This window comes from Paenibacillus allorhizosphaerae, assembly GCF_042659105.1.
GTDB classification, from domain to species: domain Bacteria; phylum Bacillota; class Bacilli; order Paenibacillales; family NBRC-103111; genus Paenibacillus_G; species Paenibacillus_G allorhizosphaerae.
In genome coordinates, this window is sequence record NZ_JBHSRV010000008.1 from 148,315 (window position 1) to 163,949 (window position 15,635).

A 15,635-nucleotide genomic window follows, 5' to 3' on the forward strand; every position below is an offset into this window, starting at 1 on the left:
TAGTTATTATTTGTTAGTGAAGGAAAATATAAGATGACTGGAGAATAATTGAAAAGGCTTACAAATAAATATATGGGAGGTTACATGCATGAATCACAAAAAAAGGTTGGCAGCCATTTCGATCATGACCGGCAGCCTGCTGTTCTCGGCTGCTGCAGGTGCTGCGGCGGAGTCCGTCAAGTCGGACATGGCGGTGTTGATCGGCGATACGGAAACGTCTTTTGCCAAGCAAAGCCTTCTCGTCGACAGCAGCTTGTATGCGCCTTATGAAGCTGCGGCCAAGCAGCTGGGTGCCGAAGCGAAGTGGAGCGCGGGGATGAAGACGCTAACGCTGGTTAAAGACGGCAACACCCTGGAGATGAAAGCGGGAGCCCTGTCCTACAAAATGAACGGGCTGGAGCTGACCTCGGCCACTCCGCTCCAGGAAATCGGCGGCAGCGTATATATTCCCGTTCGCACCGTATTTGAAGCATTCGGCTATCAGATCGGCTACGAGAACAAAACACGGACCGTCAGCATGCAGCCTCGCATAAGCACGAAGCCCGCATTGCTCGTTCACGGAATTACGCCTGACGGCTATGTCACCGGAAGCGAGGTCAAGGTGTCCATCTCCGCATATAACCATATTTTGAAGGACTTTGCCCAACAAAAGGAGCCGAAGGCGGGAGAAGGTCATATCCATGTGTGGCTGGACAATGAAAAGCTGGATGCGGCAAGCGCGATCAAAGTGTTTAAAAATGAACCGGTCGTATTCCGCGACGTGAAGCCAGGAAAACATACACTCACGGTTCAGCTCGTCGGAAATGATCATAAACCGGTCGAGCCGGAAGTTAAGCAGACGATTCCTTTCCATTCCGTTTCTTTGTCGATTCTGAAAGATTTGGACCCGGAGAAATCGACCGGTCTGCGCATCGAGGGCGTCATTGCCGACGAAAAGCATCGCGTCTTTACGGTCGAGATGGAATCGAAAAAGCTGTACCGAATTATGGCAGACAGCGGAAAAATGGACATATTGACGGAGCTTCCTCGTTCGGCGACCGGGATGGCTTTTGATGCGGCAGGGAACTTATACATAGCAAGCGGTGGGCAGGAAGGCGTTATTTTCAAAGTAAATGCTAAGGATCTAAACGGGGAACCTTTTGAGACGTCAAGGGTAGAGACATTTGTTAGCGGTGTACAGGGAGCTAACGGGCTGACCTTCGATTCGAAAGGCAACCTGTATGTCAGTGGAGGCGCAAACGGCAATATTTACAAAGTAACGCCGGACGGGCAATTAAGCACATATCAGAGCGGCATTGCAGCGGAACGTAAAGAGCAGCAAATCGTTGTCAACGGCATCGCTTTCGGCAAAGACGGCAAACTGTACGCGGCCAATACGAGCTCGGGCGAGGTGAATCGTTTTACGATGAACGCGGACGGTTCCTTGGGGGCATGGGAGAGAGTCGCGAAAAGCCCGCTGCTGTACGGGGCCGATGGGCTCAACTTCGGCCCGGACGGAGCGATTTACGTTGCGGCGAACGAACGGAATGCCATCGTACGCGTGAGCTTGGACGGAAAAGTGACGGAGGTCGCACAGAACGGAAATCAAGGACCGCTGGAGTTCCCGGCCAGTCTTCATTTTGTCGGAAGCACGCTGTATATCAGCAATTTCGATCAGCCGCGCGGTGCCAACAGCCCGAATGATCCCGGCATCGGAGCTTCGATTGCGAAAATGGAATTCGGAAGCACGAAATAGTAGAGTTACATCTTCGGATCAGGCGTTGATCGGGGCAAAGCTGCAAAGCGTTATTCGTGGGCTTATGTGGTAGGATCGAACTTGTGGCTTCCAGTTCGTTCAAGGAGCATATGACGATTGGGCTGAACAAAGTCCATAAACATAGGAAATACAAACAATCCGACTCGTTGACGTGTCGGATTGTTTTGATGCAGTTGCTGTTGTCCCTTACAAATAATCGGCGATATCTCCCGCCATAAGCGATGCCGTAGTCATCCGTGCCTCAGCCGCCCGGTCACCCGCTCTGCCGTGCCACCAGACGCCGAAAGCGGCCGCCTTCTCGGCATCCCAACCTTGAGCGAGCAGGCTGCCGATGATGCCGGCCAGCACGTCGCCGGAGCCGCCCGTAGCCATCCCGGCGTTGCCGGTCGAGTTCACATAGGCGATGCCGGCCGGCGTAGCAATGACGGTGCCCGCCCCCTTCAGCACGACGTAAACGCCGTGCTTCTCGGCATACGAACGGGCCGCTCCGATCCGGTCGCGCTGCACCTCGGGGACCGTGCAGCGGAGAAGGCGGGCCATCTCGCCCGGATGCGGCGTCAGCACGGCCGGTGCACCGGCAGGACGCTTCACCCAGCCGGCGAAGTCGTCGGCATCGGCTAGCATATTGAGCGCGTCCGCATCCAGCACAAGCGGGAGCGGCTTGGGCGATCGGTTGGCGGCGGCGCGAGCGGGAGCGGATGCCGCGGAGGCAGCATCTGCGGCAGTGGTGGCGCGCGCAGTAGCAGCAGCGGCGTGAGTGATAGCGGCGGCACCGATGGTATCGCCGGCTTGAGCGGCAACAGAGGCTGCACAGGCAGCATCAGCGGTAGTGGTGGCAGCAGCGGCGTGAGCGGCAGCGGCGGCGCCGGGGGTATCGCCGGCTTGAGCCGCAGCGGTGCCGGCATCGGCAGCAACCGGCGGGACGACGCCGGCTGTCGCCTCCCATACGCGCCGCAGCCACGCGCTGTCGCCCTCGAACCGGCCGAGGCCCGGGCCGAGCACAAGCGCGCTGCGCCCTGTGCAAAGCGCCGCTAGCGCCTCGGCCGGCACGGCGGCCCAATCGCCCCGGCCGCCGTCGGCAAGGGGCGCGAGCATCGCCTCCGGCACGCGGCCGAGCAGCGGCTCCGCTAGACGCGCGGGCACCGCCCAAGTGGCAAGGCCGCATCCCGCGCGCAAGGCAGCGCGCACGCACAAGAGCCCGGCGCCGGCCATAGGCAGCGATCCTGCTGCGACAAGGACGTGGCCGTACGTGCCCTTGTGCGTGTCGGTCCGCCGCGGCAGCGACGGGTCGATGCCAAGCCGCTTGCGGACGGCGGCTTCGTCGAGATGGAACGCTCGCACGCCGTATGTTTCCGCAAGCCAGGCGGGAATGCCGATCGGCGCGACGCTGACATCGCCGGCTACCTCCCTGCCAGGGTGCAGCGCAAGCCCCCGTTTGCGAAAGGCGAGAGCGACCGTGCGATCGGCGCGGATGCACGGTTCGTGTACGGCGCCGGTGTCGGCATCGAGTCCGCTCGGGATGTCCGCGGCGACTATCGGCAGGCCGCTCGCGTTGGCTTCGCGAATGAGCGACGCGTATGGTTCGCGGGGTGCGCCTCGCGTCCCCGTACCGAGCAGCGCGTCGATCACGCCGTCATACGCGCGCCAGTCGATCGCTCCCGGAGCGCACACGCTTGCCGCGATACCGAAGCGAGCCAACGCATCGCGCTGCACGGCGGCATCGCCGGTCAGCCGCTCCGGCGGCTCGGCGTACACGACCGCCGTCTCCGCCCCCGCTTCGCACAAGTGGCGCGCGGCCACCAGGCCGTCGCCGCCGTTGTTGCCTTTGCCGGCGAGCACGAGCCAGCGCGCCGGTCCTCCGCGCAGTTCGAGCTGCGCGCTCAAAGCAAGGGCGGCTTCCGCGATCGCCCGACCGGCGTTCTCCATCAGCACGAGAGCAGGCAGTCCGATCGTATCGATCGTATGCCGGTCAAGCCGCCGCATTTCTTCCGCTGTAACGAGATGCATAGAAGTTCCCCTTTCATCCGCCTTTTGAAATCTGCTCATTCCTCATTTTTCAATCACTCGGGCTACCTTATGACTGCATTTCGAACATTTCCCGCGAAGGACAATACCGTATTTATCCAACTGTACTGAAAACTCTTCTATCACCGTCACACTCGAACATTGTCCGCACCAAACATTTTCTATGTACATCCGCCGTATATTATCGGGCATTTTCAGCCATTCACTTGTCGCTGCAAAATCTATGACGTTGGGGGCCTTGGGAACTTTGACATGTGTCATGTCGTTTTCCGCCCATTTGAGCATAGAATATGAGCCCTCCAATGAATCGCAAATCCCCCAGCATTCGCAGCCGGTTGTTTCAACAATCGCTTTCATGCGGTCGCGGTACTTCTCATAAAGCTCAGGCGTCTTCGCCATATTGAGCGCTTGGATCACAGCTTCATACGTGTCGGTCAATAAGTCGCCCATATCCTCGAAAATATCCCCCGTCTCGTGGATGTACCGGACGGCAACTTCACAGAAGTACACCATCAGTTCGAAGGGCCAATCCGTTCCTTGTCCTGCCATCTCCATACTGGATAAGGCTTCTTTCACCTTGTCCGTCCGGAGCTTTGGAAGTCCGCGATCCGGATAAAATTGCTTGCGGATTTGCTCTTTGCATTTTTCGAGCAATTCCAATAAAGCCGGTTCTCCTTGCAGTTTGACTGAAATAAAAACGCGAGCTTCTTTATTGGTTTTAACCGTTTCGTGCAGCAGCTCGATCACCTCATGGGGTGGCAGTTCTTTTAACTTTCGTTTGATTTGGGAGGAAGTCAGCATCTTCTTTACATCTCCTTGGCAACGATTTCCGTCGCTCGCTGTTGTTTCTCATAAACCGTTCATTTTACCTGCAAGCGGGATTGAAATATCACCCATTTTATCACAGACCAACGGATCGTATAAAATGCACGGGCATTCGTTTCAAATTCACAGCGTTGCGAAGTGATTCTATACATCGCTATACGATTCATTTTGAAAAGAACAAATAACCCAAATTTCTTGATAAATAAGGCAACATACCGAATAGAAAAGCGCTTTCTTTGCTTTTATAGTGAAAATATGGGAGATTCAACCACCCGGTAATGCACCAAACAAATTCAAGAGGAAGATCATTTAGCACAATCTGCGAGGAGGTATTTTATGAAAAGTAAACGGATCCATCGGTTATCTTCGTTACTCGGGTTGACCGGAACCGCAGCCATGCTGGCACTAGCCGGATGCAGCGGTCAGGGCAACATCGGGAAAGGCAAGCAGCAGCCGAACGAAGCGGAAAGCCCGGCGCAACAAGGTCCTGTTACCCTGAGCTTGTACATCAATGGGGCGGATATTTCCGACGAAGAACTTCAAAGATATTTTCATGAACCGCTTAAAAAGAAGCTTCCGTACATGACTTTGGAAATCGTCAGAAACGCCAAAGGCACCTCTATTGAAGAACTCGTAACCAGCGGCACCTTCCCCGATCTGATCTATACGAGCAATCCGAATCTGGTGCAGTTCAAGCCTTTCGATATTTTAAGCGACCTGAACGGTTTGACGAACAAAAATTTGGACCCCGGGCGTTTTGAGAATTATGAATGGGACGCCATTAAAATGTACGGAGACAAGGGGGAGCTGTACGGTGTTCCTTTTTCTCAAAACGTGGCGGCGTTAATCTACAACAAAGATCTGTTCGATAAGTTTGCGGTCCCGTATCCAAAAGAAAACATGACATGGGACGATGTATATGAATTGGCCAAAAAGCTGACCACTTCTCAAGACAAAAACGCCTATATCGGGATTGATCCGGCTGGTCCTTGGTTTGTCGGGTCCGGACTGTCTTTGAATTATGCGGACGCCAAAACAAACAAATCCGTCATTGACAGCGAGCAATGGAAAATGGTGTTCTCCATGTTGAAGCAATTTTATGAGATACCGGGATTTTTGGGGCCGGATAACAAAGTCTCTTACGGTACGGCCGCTTTTGCCAAAGACCGGCTCACGGCGATGAATCCGATTTGGGCATCCTCCCTCCAAGCCAATCTGAAACCGCTCACAGAAGTAAATTGGGATTTGACGACGCTGCCCAATTTCAAAGGAAGTGTCGCACCTGCTGGGTATATCCACAACAAGCAAGCACAAGGAGCAGGCGTTCGAAGTAATAAAGCTCGTCACCTCCGATGAAGTGCAGAGCGTCATGAGCAAAAACGGCCGCATTACCGTATTGAAAAGCGCGGACATCAAGAAACAATACGGGTCGGACGTTCCCGAATACAAAGGCAAACACATTGAAGCTTTCTTCAAAACAACCCCCTCCCCGTTTCATCAAGTAACCCCTTACGATAAAACCGTAAGGGACTTGATAGAAAAAGAAAGGATCAAGTTGGCGACAGGCACCGATGTGAATACGTTCATACGGGAAATGAAGGAACGGGCCGACAAAGCGATTGAAACGGAAATGGCCGGTAAGAAGTAAATGAGCATTAGGTGACCCGGTACCTGCAACGATGCAATGTACCGGGCCTTCGCTCTGTTCTGAGCCCAGGCCTGCCCTTACCCTTCGACGATACTGCGATATTTTCGGAATCGCGCGAGAACCCGGTTCACCTGTTCCGCACGGGCTTCAAGCGTTCCGTTCAGAACAAAATACGGAATTTTGCGGACCTGAAGATCGGCGATGATCTGCTTTTGGAAGATGTGCTGCTGCACCTCCCCCGAACGGTCCCATGTGTTTGCGTAAGGAATGTCAGTATCGCATACAAACACAAGATCATAGCGGGAAGCGGCCTCCGCTGCCCGCTGCGTTAGCAACGAAGAGGCTTCTCCGTGGTAGTACAGCGAAAACATATACGTCGTGATGGCGTTCGTATCGACGAAGAGAATGTCGCGCGCATCATGCACGAGCTTCTCTTCCCGCTCCAGATGTCCTTCCGCAATATCCTCCAATTGCTTGAGCGTTAATCTCCGGTCCACTTGATGCCTCTCCCAATATTCCCTGCCGTATTCCGGCATCCATACCGTATTGCGCTGCTCCGCCATATAGGCGGCGAGCGTCGTTTTGCCCGTAGAAGGGGCTCCAAGGAATACCGCTCTCGTGATCATGTCCTTGTAAACGAGCGGGCTCAGGAAGTGCCGGTTCGCAAAAGGGGCATTGCGGACCTGCGTCCCGGAGATCGGAACCGTTCGCCGTTCAGCATCTACTTGACGATTGACCGCCCCCAGCGCTTTACTCATATGATCGCCGTAAAACTCGCTGGAATAGAAGTGCGTTATTTTCTTTCCCGCCAGCTTTTTCAGCATATAGTCCTCGTGCATGCGTTTAATCTCGTCGGTATGGCCCGTTTCCTCCGGACCGTCCCAAGCTTCGATCACGTGCACTTGAGGGTAAAGCATTCGAATCCAATTCGCCCTGACGCTCAAAGGAATATGGATCGTTTCCGGGCAATCGTAGATCACGACGATTACTTCATCCGTTTCCCGAATCGCCGTCTCGATCATCAACTGGTGACCGCGGTGAAGAGGTGCAAATTTCCCGAGTGTCAAACCTGTTTTGTGTGGGCGCATGCTTCGTTCCTCCCATTGGGATGAAGCTCACGTTTCCAGGCGACATACCCGGCCGTGGCGATAAATAAAAAGATTACGTAGAGAAAAGCTACCGCATAAAGCTCTTTGTATGCATACATGGCGACCGACATGATGTCGACGGCGATCCAGCACAGCCAGTTCTCCAATACTTTCGATGACAGCAAATATTGGGCAATTAGGCTAAGCGTGGCTATGAATGCGTCGGCGTAAGGGATGGAAGCGTCCGTATATGTCTTCAGAACGTATCCCCAGCTTACCGTTATGGCTGCGAGCAGCAAGCACATCAGCAGCGCCTGCCGGAACGTGATTTTGCGGGTGGGGCGGACTTCTGCCCCCTCCCGTTTGGTCAACCATACGATCCACCCGTAAATGCTTAAGACGAAAAAGAAGATCTGCAGCGTCATATCTGCGTACAATTTTGCTTCCCCGAACATATAGAAAAAACAGCCGACATTGACCAGCCCGACCGGCCAAGCCCATATTTTCTCTCTTGCCGTAAGCCATACGCTCCATAACCCTGTCGTTGTCGCAACGATTTCAAGCGCCGTAGACGAGGTGAATACGGCAATCGCCGCCATCATGAGCATGAGAATGGGTAGCATCCAAGGTTTATTCATTCTGTGTTCCTCCCTGCTATTAATATTATCAATATGACAATATCAAAAGGTAAAAAGAATGCCTCAGCTGTAAATCGACAGCTGTGGCGTCAAATCGGTGAAACGGTACAGCTGCGCCGCCCGCTGCGAATAGCGGTTGGACAGCTTCAGTTCCCCTTGGCGGTCTCGTACTTCCTCGATAATGCCCTTGCGGCTTTGCGTCGAGGTGACTTTGCGAATGAAGTTTTTTTCCTCAAAGTCCGGGACAACGGTTTGGATCACTTGGTACAGCTCGCTGATCGTGAACTCTTCCGGAAGAAACTGTTTGGCGATCGTCGTTGTGAGCATCTTGTCGCGAATTTTATGCAAAGCGTCAGTCAAAATCTCCCTGTGATCGAAAGCCAATTCCATGCAGAGCGCTTCCTCCACCGAAAATAAGCGTACGTCTGCGGCATCGTCGTCCGCCCGCCGGGCAGCCAATCGCTTCTCTTGTACTAAAGCGAAAAAAGCGTGAGAGATGATCCAGCCTCTCGGATCGCGCCCTGGCTTGCTGTATACGTTCAAGTACTCCATGTGAACGTCCATCACGCCTGTTTCCTCTTGCAGCTCCCGCCGCGCGCATTCATACATGCTCTCCGATTCCTTGCAAAACCCGCCGGGTAAAGCCCATTGCCCTTCGTACGGCCAACTCTTCCGTTGAATCAGCATGACCTGCAATTCGCGTACCGGGAGTGCCTTTTTCGTCGTATTTCTCTCCGTAGAGGTAATCGTGAAAATGACGATATCGCTCGGAGCGCCGTCCGGTGTCCGGTATTTGTTCGGAGTGTAGTTGGACTCGTTCTCGCTCTGTGCCATGTTCTCACCTGCCTGCAGTTGAAGCTATTTGTTAGTTTCGATTTGATATTATCATTATGACATTGTTCGATAAAATGTCAAGCGCCGCAAAAAAATAATTTTGCGGCGCCTCTGGCAAGAAAAGCCGCTTCCCATTTAAAATGTAGAGGCGGCGTATGAGAATAAATTATTAGATTTTTACCAGTGGAACTTCAAATTCATTCTGAATAAAACTCATATCAGAATCTCTTGACACCAGTATTAGATCATAAGCTAGGGCAGTCGCTACAATTAGTGCATCAGGAGTTTTTAACTTTCTTCCCTTGCTCTTCTGGTCTCTGCGAATCGTTCCTCCCAGCTTGGCTATATCAGAAGTCACATCTAAGCATCTCTTGGCTGAAAACAACTTTTCCGCACGAAGTTGTTCCTCTGGCTTTAACCCAGCAAATACTTCGCATTCGGTAATAGCGGAAAAATAAATCGACATTTTATCACGGGAAGCTTGCTGAACGAAATCAATCACCATTCCTTCGTTAACAAGAACTGCAATTGCGATATTAGTATCTAATAAGTACCCTCTACTCACGATCCCCATTCCTCGCGCGATCTGTTCACTTCATCGAGAAGCTCCTTACCTCGTTCTGGAGATAAAGTCCCAGCTGCGTCCAACAGATCATCGATCGAATAATCCTCTTCTTCTGCTTCTACTGTCTGTTTTTCCAGATCAATTACGACACGGGCGTGATTTATATTCAGTTTTTGAAGGATGGCTTTAATTGCGTCCGCGCTTTGTTGATCAATTTTTTTGGGGAGCATGTGTCTATCCCTCCAATATCGTACATTTTAAAATCATTATAGCATATCCGTAACTGTTCCATAATTTCACCGCTATTGCTCTACCTTTACTCCACCTGCGCCTTCTCCGCAGTAACACCAACATCTTTCCACGTCAGCTTGGAGTTCGGATCGACGGTAAAGTTTTTCACCCGATTGTTCACGGCATAAATTTCCGAGCGATACAATGTCGGAATCACCGGCACTTCTTCGCTCATCAATGCTTGCCACTGGTTGTAGATGTCTTTGCGGTACGCTTTATCAAACGCTTGCTCCGAATGACCCTTTGCCAGCAGATCGTCGTTTTTGTCGCTGACCCAGTGCGTGTAGTTGAAGAGGACGTCCCGCGCGTACAGCCCGTACGGGTCTACGTCCGAGCCCGTTCCCCAAGCGCCGGCGAAAATATCCACCTTCGGGTCGTCTTTTTGCACCATATCGTAGAATGAATTGAATTCGGCTAACCGTCCGTCGACCAACTGGACATCGAGCCCTACAGCTCTCCAGCATTGGATATAAAATTTGGCAAGCGGTTCCGCGATATCTCCGCCACTCATCGACAGGAAGCGGATCGGAAATTTCTTGCCGTCCGGATCTTCGCGCAGCCCGTCGCCGTCGCGGTCTTTGTACCCTGCTTCGTCAAGCAGCTTTTTCGCTTTTTCCGGGTCGTACGGGTAGCCCTTCGCATTGTTGTCGTGGTAGCCCGGGAACGACGGCGGGATCAACGTGGTCGCCGGGAAACGCAGCCCATGATACAATTTATCGCCTACGGATTGGTTATCCAGCGCGTAGGCCATTGCCTGGCGAAGCTGTTTGTTCTGGAACTTCGGATTATCCATCACGCTTTGCTGCTTGGCTGCATCCCAGTGGCCGAGCTTGAAGCCGATGTAGTTATAAGCCAGGTCGATTTTGCCGATGAACTGCACGTTCTTCGTGTCTTTGGCCGTCGGATACTGGTCGGTCGGAAAGGTGGCGACGTCGATTTGCCCTTTTTTGAGCGACTGCAGGACGACCTGCGGGCTGACGACTTTGACGATGACGCCCTTCAAATTCGGCTTGCCTTCCCAGTAATCCTCATTGCGGACGAATTCGACCGACTCGCCGGGAACGATTTTGCTCAGCTTGAACGGACCGAACCCGATCGGCGTTTTGCGGATTTTATCAGACTGCGGCAGCTGCTGAATCGGAATGTCTTTCAAATAATGCTTCGGAAAAGGCGTCGCCCATACGCCGGTCAGCAGCGAAGGATTGGCGTTGTTCCATGTGATGGTGAGCGTCTTATCGTTCAGCACCTTGATGCCGGAGATGTTCGCCGCCTTCCCGCTGTGGTACTCCTCCATACCGACGACGTCCTGAAAGAGCGCGCTCCCGTAGCGAACGCCGGTATAATCTTTGCTCCCGATGATCAGGTAGGCGTATTCCAGATCTTCCGCTTTGACCGGCACGCCATCATGCCAGCGGACGTTGTCTTTAATTTTGATCGTCATCGTTTTCCGGTCCGGCGACAGCTCGTACGTGGCCGCCCCGTCATTCGTAATCTCGTAATCGCCGTTGCCATGGAATAAAGATTCGTCGAAAAATTGCAGTATTTCCGCATCCGGCTCCCCCGTGTAAAAAGCCGTGTTCAGCGTCCCTTCGAACGGGGTATCCGATACGAGTCCGTAATTCAGTACGCCGTCGACGATGGCGCCGTCATTTTTGACGTCCATTGGGAAATTGCCGATGTTTTCTTTGGCCGTCGCCGGTTTGCTGCCATCGCCTTTGCCAGAACGGCCGCCGGAGGTACTGATGTACGACGTCACCGCAACGATCAGGACAGCCAGTATGCTGACATAAATCCAGTACGATTTCTTCATTTCGATCTCCCCCTCTTATCCTAATCGCTGTCTCGCATCAGCCGCACGCTTCAGCGCTTGACCTATAAAGTTGATGCACAGCATCATCACCAAAATCAGTACGGAGGCGGGCAACCAAACCCACCATTTGCTTTGCAGCACGACCGGATTCGTCGCATAGCTGACGAGCGTACCGAGGCTTGGCGTGCTCTCCGGCAATCCGAAGCCCAAGTAGCTTAAGCCGGACTCGATCCCGATGTTTCCCGCCAGATTGAGCGTCAAGTTCACGATGATGATCGAGCTCAGGTTGGGCAATATTTCCCGTACCATGATGATCCAGTCGGGCGTCCCCAGCGTCTTCGAGGCGCTGACATAATCGAGCTCCCGCTCCGCCAGCGTCTTGGCGCGAATGAGCCGCGCTTTCCCCGTCCATAAAAAGGCGCTCATAATGACGATAAACATCAATACGTTATTCTTCGGCACGATCGCGATAAACACGATGACAAGCATCAGAAACGGCAGCACGAGAATAAAGTCGATCACGCGCATGATGAGATTGTCAAGAATTCCGCCGAAATATCCAGCAGTCATACCGACAGCCAGACCGATGATTCCGGTAATGAGCGTAATGGCCAGACCGATGGAAAACGAGTTGCGCGCCCCGATGATCAGCTGCCCGAAAATATCTCTCCCTCCGTAATCGGTGCCGAGCCAATGCTCCGCAGACGGCGGTGCATAAATGGATAGCAGATCGACCTTCACGATGCTTTCCTGATCCAGAAACAACGATGAAATATAGACGATGGCGAGAATGAGCAGCAAAAGAAACAAGGAAACGACGGCCAGCGTGTCTTTTGTCAATTCACGCCACAGGATGGAGAGTGCGGAAGGGCTTCTGCCGGCCAGTGCCTCGCCTTGCTCCGAATCGCTTGCGATGGTGGTGTTCACGTTCTTGTCCTCCTATCCCGCTATTCCATTCGTATGCGCGGGTCTACTGCGCTTAGAATGATATCCGACAGCAGCGTTCCCATGAGCGTTGCCAGCCCCGAAATCATGACAAGCGCCGTAACGACGCTGTAATCGCGCTGCGTGATCGACTGAAGAAACAGCTGTCCCATCCCCGGATAGCTGAAGATCGACTCCAGGAAGATCGACCCGCCGATTAACCCCGTAATCTCATACCCCAGAAAGGCGGCGATCGGCAAAAAGGAATTGCGCACGATATGGCGCGAGTAAATGCGCGATTCCGGTACGCCTTTGGCTCTGGCCGTCTTGACAAAATCTTTTATTTTCGTCTCGATGATTTCATTGCGCAAATATAGGATCAACCCCGCCGTGGAAATGAGCGCCCCCGACAAGCTCGGCAATACAAGGTGGTTTATTTTATCGATGTAATAAGCGAATGTTCCCTGCTCCACCTGAATATCGACGCTGCCGCCGGTAGGAAACCAGCCCAGTGCGAAACCGAACACGAACAGCATTACGATCGCAAAAATGAATAACGGCGTAGCCAAGCTGACATAGCTGTACCCGACAATGAGCTTATCCGCCCCCGAATCGGTCCATCTTCCGGATGCAATGCCTAACGGCACGGCAATCAGGTAAGTTAAGACCAGAATACAGGCGGACAGCACAATCGTATTCCCCATTCTTCCCGCAAGCAGATCGTTGACGGGCTGCTGATGAACGTACGAGAGGCCGAGATCGCCGTGCAGCAGGCGCTGTATCCAGCTTGCATACTGGACATAGAGCGGATCGGTCAAGCCGAGCTTTTGCCTTAACTCGTTCAGCGTCTGCGCATCCATTTGCGGATTTTGCACGAGCTGTCCGGTCAAGGCGTCTCCAGGCATCGCCTTGGCCAGCAGGAAGACGAGCACGCTCAATAGAAACAATTGGGGGATCATCGTCATCAACCGCCGCAATATAAAAGTCCACATCAGTTATCCAATCCCCTCTCTCACAGGATGGCGGCAGAATGCGTATCCGAGAGCCGCTTCAGCGGGTGTGCGCGTCCCTCCCGGTCAAAATAATGATGGCGAGTCTCCTCGAACTGCTGCTCCATTTGCTGCCGAAGCATCTTTTGTTCCAGCCGCTCGTGCGGATTCAGATTCGGTATGGCGGAGATCAGCCTTTTGGCGTAAATATGCTGCGGGCTGTGGAACAGATCGTGCGCCGTCCCCTCCTCGACCAGCCTGCCGCGATACATAATGCCGATCCGGTCGCACATATGCCGAATCATGCCCAGATCATGGCTGATCAACAGATACGTAAGCTGAAATTCCTGCTGAATGTCCTTCAGGAAATTAAGCACCTGGGCTTGTACGGACACATCCAGCGCCGATACCGGCTCATCCGCAATGATGATCTTCGGATTCAGCATCAGCGCGCGCGCAATCCCGATCCGCTGCCGTTGTCCGCCGGAAAATTCATGCGGGTATTTCAGCAGCGCTTCCGGGTGCAGCCCTACTTTTTCAATGAACTGCTGCACCTTCTTCTTTTCCTCTTGCGGCGACATCCTCTCGAAGTTGCGAAGCGGCTCCGCCACGATATCGAGCACCCGTTTCCTTGGATTGAGCGAGGAATACGGATCTTGAAAAATCATTTGAATATCTTTGCGGTAATGCGGATGCTCACGCCGGGATCGCTTGGTAAGCGTGGTTTCTTCCAATAAGATGTTCCCGGAAGTGGCTTCGATCAGCCCGATGATCGCCCGGCCGGTCGTCGTCTTGCCGCAGCCGGATTCCCCGACGAGGCCGTACGTTTCGCCGCGCCGCAGCTCGAAGCTGATGCCGTCGACGGCCTTCACCTCACCGACGACCCTTCGAAAGAAGCCGCCGCGTACGGGATAATGGACTTTCAGATCAGACACGGTAAGTAGCGCCATCGCTCATGCCTCCCGTGGACTCGTGTGGAAATCGAAAATTGCGGTAACAGGTGCAGCGAACCCAGTGCCCGGGCTCGACTTCGCGCAGCACCGGATGCTCCTCGTGCTCGGCGTCGGCGATCCAGCGAATGCGCGGCTGGAATCGGCAGCCTGTTCTGGATTGTTTGTGCAGCGGCGGAACCATCCCTTGGATGACATGAAGCGGCTGTTTCGGAGTATGAAGGGAAGGAATCGATTGCAGCAGCGAACGCGTATACGGATGCAGCGGCTGATCGAACAGCGTATGAACATCGGCCAGCTCGACAATCTCTCCCGCATACATCACCGCTACGCGATCGGCCATTTCGGCGACGAGGCCGAAGTTATGGGTGATGAACATAATGCCTGCGCTTGTTTGCTGCTGCAATTCTTTGAGCAAATCCATGATTTGCGCTTGAATCGTCACGTCCAGCGCGGTCGTAGGCTCATCGGCAATGAGCAGCTGCGGCTCGCATGCGATGGCAATGGCAATCATGACGCGCTGCCTCATGCCGCCGGACAGCTCATGAGGGTAGCGGGTGTATGCCTGCTTCGGGTCCGAAATCCCTACCCGTTCCAGCAGCTCCAACGTGCGCTTCCGTTTGTCTGCGGAAGACAGCGTCGTATGGTAATCCATGCTCTCTTCAATTTGCCGGCCTACCGTCATGAGCGGATTGAGTGCGGTAAGCGGGTCTTGAAAGATCATGCCGATCCGCTTGCCGCGAATGTCGTTCAGCTCGCTCGTCGGTAACGTCAGCAAATTTGTACCTTGGAACACGGCGGAACCTTCGATCTTCGTTCTGCCCGTTGCATGCAGTCCGGCAATGGCCAGCGCGAGCGCGCTTTTCCCGCAGCCCGATTCACCTACAATGGCAAGCACTTCATTCGGATGAACCGATAACGAAACACCGTCGACGGCAGCGTAGTACTCATCTTGAATGCGGAAAGAAACCCGCAGCTTCTCGACTTCCAATACGGGTTGCGTAAACAATTCATCCCCTTCTTTCGTGCGTATAGTAGTAAATAGCCGCGGGCTGCAAAGTTGTCCGCACGTGAAGGGGAGCCCTATTGCTTGAATGGTAATAGAGGAAAATATTGTACGTCTATTTTATCATATGGCTGGCCGATCGTTTATACCTAAACAAAAAAAGCCTCCGCTTATTTTTATAAGCTTGGAGGCGGTATGGCATGTGGAAAATGCGGTAAAGCAAGAAACGGATCTCGTGTCCGATCGCTTAGGAATCATTTTCCCGAACGAGTCGAGCGCCGACCAT

General features: G+C 53.4%; 14 protein-coding genes and 2 pseudogenes. 3 read left to right on the forward strand and 13 right to left on the reverse strand.

What is annotated here, in order from left to right; translation table 11 throughout:
- The first annotated feature begins 88 nt into the window (after positions 1–88).
- Positions 89–1,735 (forward strand): stalk domain-containing protein, encoded by a 1,647-nt coding sequence (locus tag ACFQI7_RS25505; RefSeq protein WP_218099786.1) that lies wholly within the window; start codon positions 89–91, stop codon positions 1,733–1,735.
- 207 nt (positions 1,736–1,942) lie between these two features.
- Here ACFQI7_RS25505 and ACFQI7_RS25510 read toward each other — a convergent pair.
- The 3 genes and pseudogenes from ACFQI7_RS25510 to ACFQI7_RS25520 form a co-directional block, all read right to left on the reverse strand.
- Positions 1,943–2,410 (reverse strand): annotated as a pseudogene (locus tag ACFQI7_RS25510) (NAD(P)H-hydrate dehydratase); the annotation flags it as partial.
- 327 nt (positions 2,411–2,737) lie between these two features.
- Positions 2,738–3,802 (reverse strand): annotated as a pseudogene (locus ACFQI7_RS25515) (NAD(P)H-hydrate epimerase); the annotation flags it as partial.
- Between the two features lie 3 nt (positions 3,803–3,805).
- Positions 3,806–4,582 (reverse strand): hypothetical protein, encoded by a 777-nt coding sequence (locus ACFQI7_RS25520; RefSeq protein ID WP_218099788.1) that lies wholly within the window; start codon positions 4,580–4,582, stop codon positions 3,806–3,808.
- Positions 4,583–4,942: 360 nt separating this feature from the next.
- Between ACFQI7_RS25520 and ACFQI7_RS25525 the strand changes: the two genes are divergently transcribed.
- Together ACFQI7_RS25525 and ACFQI7_RS25530 are read left to right on the forward strand one after the other, a co-directional pair.
- Positions 4,943–5,962 carry an ABC transporter substrate-binding protein gene (locus ACFQI7_RS25525; RefSeq protein WP_218099789.1) on the forward strand — a complete coding sequence of 340 codons (1,020 nt, stop codon included), beginning with the start codon at positions 4,943–4,945 and terminating at the stop codon, positions 5,960–5,962.
- 13 nt (positions 5,963–5,975) lie between these two features.
- Entirely contained in the window at positions 5,976–6,254 is a 279-nt protein-coding gene (locus ACFQI7_RS25530; protein ID WP_218099790.1) for a hypothetical protein, read from the forward strand.
- A 77-nt stretch (positions 6,255–6,331) separates the two neighbouring features.
- Here ACFQI7_RS25530 and ACFQI7_RS25535 read toward each other — a convergent pair whose 3' ends face one another.
- The 10 genes from ACFQI7_RS25535 to ACFQI7_RS25580 form a co-directional block, all read right to left on the reverse strand.
- Positions 6,332–7,342 carry an AAA family ATPase gene (locus ACFQI7_RS25535; RefSeq protein ID WP_218099791.1) on the reverse strand — a complete coding sequence of 337 codons (1,011 nt, stop codon included), beginning with the start codon at positions 7,340–7,342 and terminating at the stop codon, positions 6,332–6,334.
- Entirely contained in the window at positions 7,318–7,980 is a 663-nt protein-coding gene (gene pnuC / locus ACFQI7_RS25540) for a nicotinamide riboside transporter PnuC (protein ID WP_218099792.1), read from the reverse strand. Before pnuC ends, ACFQI7_RS25535 begins: the two co-directional genes overlap by 25 nt.
- A 63-nt stretch (positions 7,981–8,043) precedes the next feature.
- Complete coding sequence (locus ACFQI7_RS25545; RefSeq protein ID WP_218099793.1) at positions 8,044–8,814, reverse strand: NUDIX domain-containing protein; 771 nt, start codon at positions 8,812–8,814, stop codon at positions 8,044–8,046.
- Positions 8,815–8,983: 169 nt separating this feature from the next.
- Positions 8,984–9,379, reverse strand: coding sequence for a PIN domain-containing protein (locus ACFQI7_RS25550; protein WP_230415059.1), 396 nt, complete (start codon positions 9,377–9,379; stop codon positions 8,984–8,986).
- Complete coding sequence (locus ACFQI7_RS25555; RefSeq protein WP_218099795.1) at positions 9,376–9,609, reverse strand: hypothetical protein; 234 nt, start codon at positions 9,607–9,609, stop codon at positions 9,376–9,378. Before ACFQI7_RS25555 ends, ACFQI7_RS25550 begins: the two co-directional genes overlap by 4 nt.
- Before the next feature lie 86 nt (positions 9,610–9,695).
- A complete protein-coding gene (gene opp4A, locus ACFQI7_RS25560) occupies positions 9,696–11,480 on the reverse strand; it encodes an oligopeptide ABC transporter substrate-binding protein (protein ID WP_218099796.1) in 1,785 nt (594 codons plus the stop codon).
- Between the two features lie 15 nt (positions 11,481–11,495).
- Positions 11,496–12,395, reverse strand: a complete 900-nt coding sequence (locus ACFQI7_RS25565) for an ABC transporter permease (protein ID WP_218099930.1) — start codon at positions 12,393–12,395, stop codon at positions 11,496–11,498.
- A 32-nt stretch (positions 12,396–12,427) separates the two neighbouring features.
- On the reverse strand, positions 12,428–13,396 hold the full coding sequence (gene opp4B, locus ACFQI7_RS25570; RefSeq protein WP_218099797.1) for an oligopeptide ABC transporter permease: 969 nt from the start codon (positions 13,394–13,396) through the stop codon (positions 12,428–12,430).
- A gap of 20 nt (positions 13,397–13,416) precedes the next feature.
- Entirely contained in the window at positions 13,417–14,343 is a 927-nt protein-coding gene (locus ACFQI7_RS25575) for an ABC transporter ATP-binding protein (RefSeq protein WP_218099798.1), read from the reverse strand.
- Positions 14,321–15,352, reverse strand: coding sequence for an ABC transporter ATP-binding protein (locus ACFQI7_RS25580; RefSeq protein WP_218099799.1), 1,032 nt, complete (start codon positions 15,350–15,352; stop codon positions 14,321–14,323). The genes ACFQI7_RS25575 and ACFQI7_RS25580 overlap by 23 nt, the downstream gene beginning before the upstream one ends.
- Positions 15,353–15,635 lie beyond the last annotated feature (283 nt).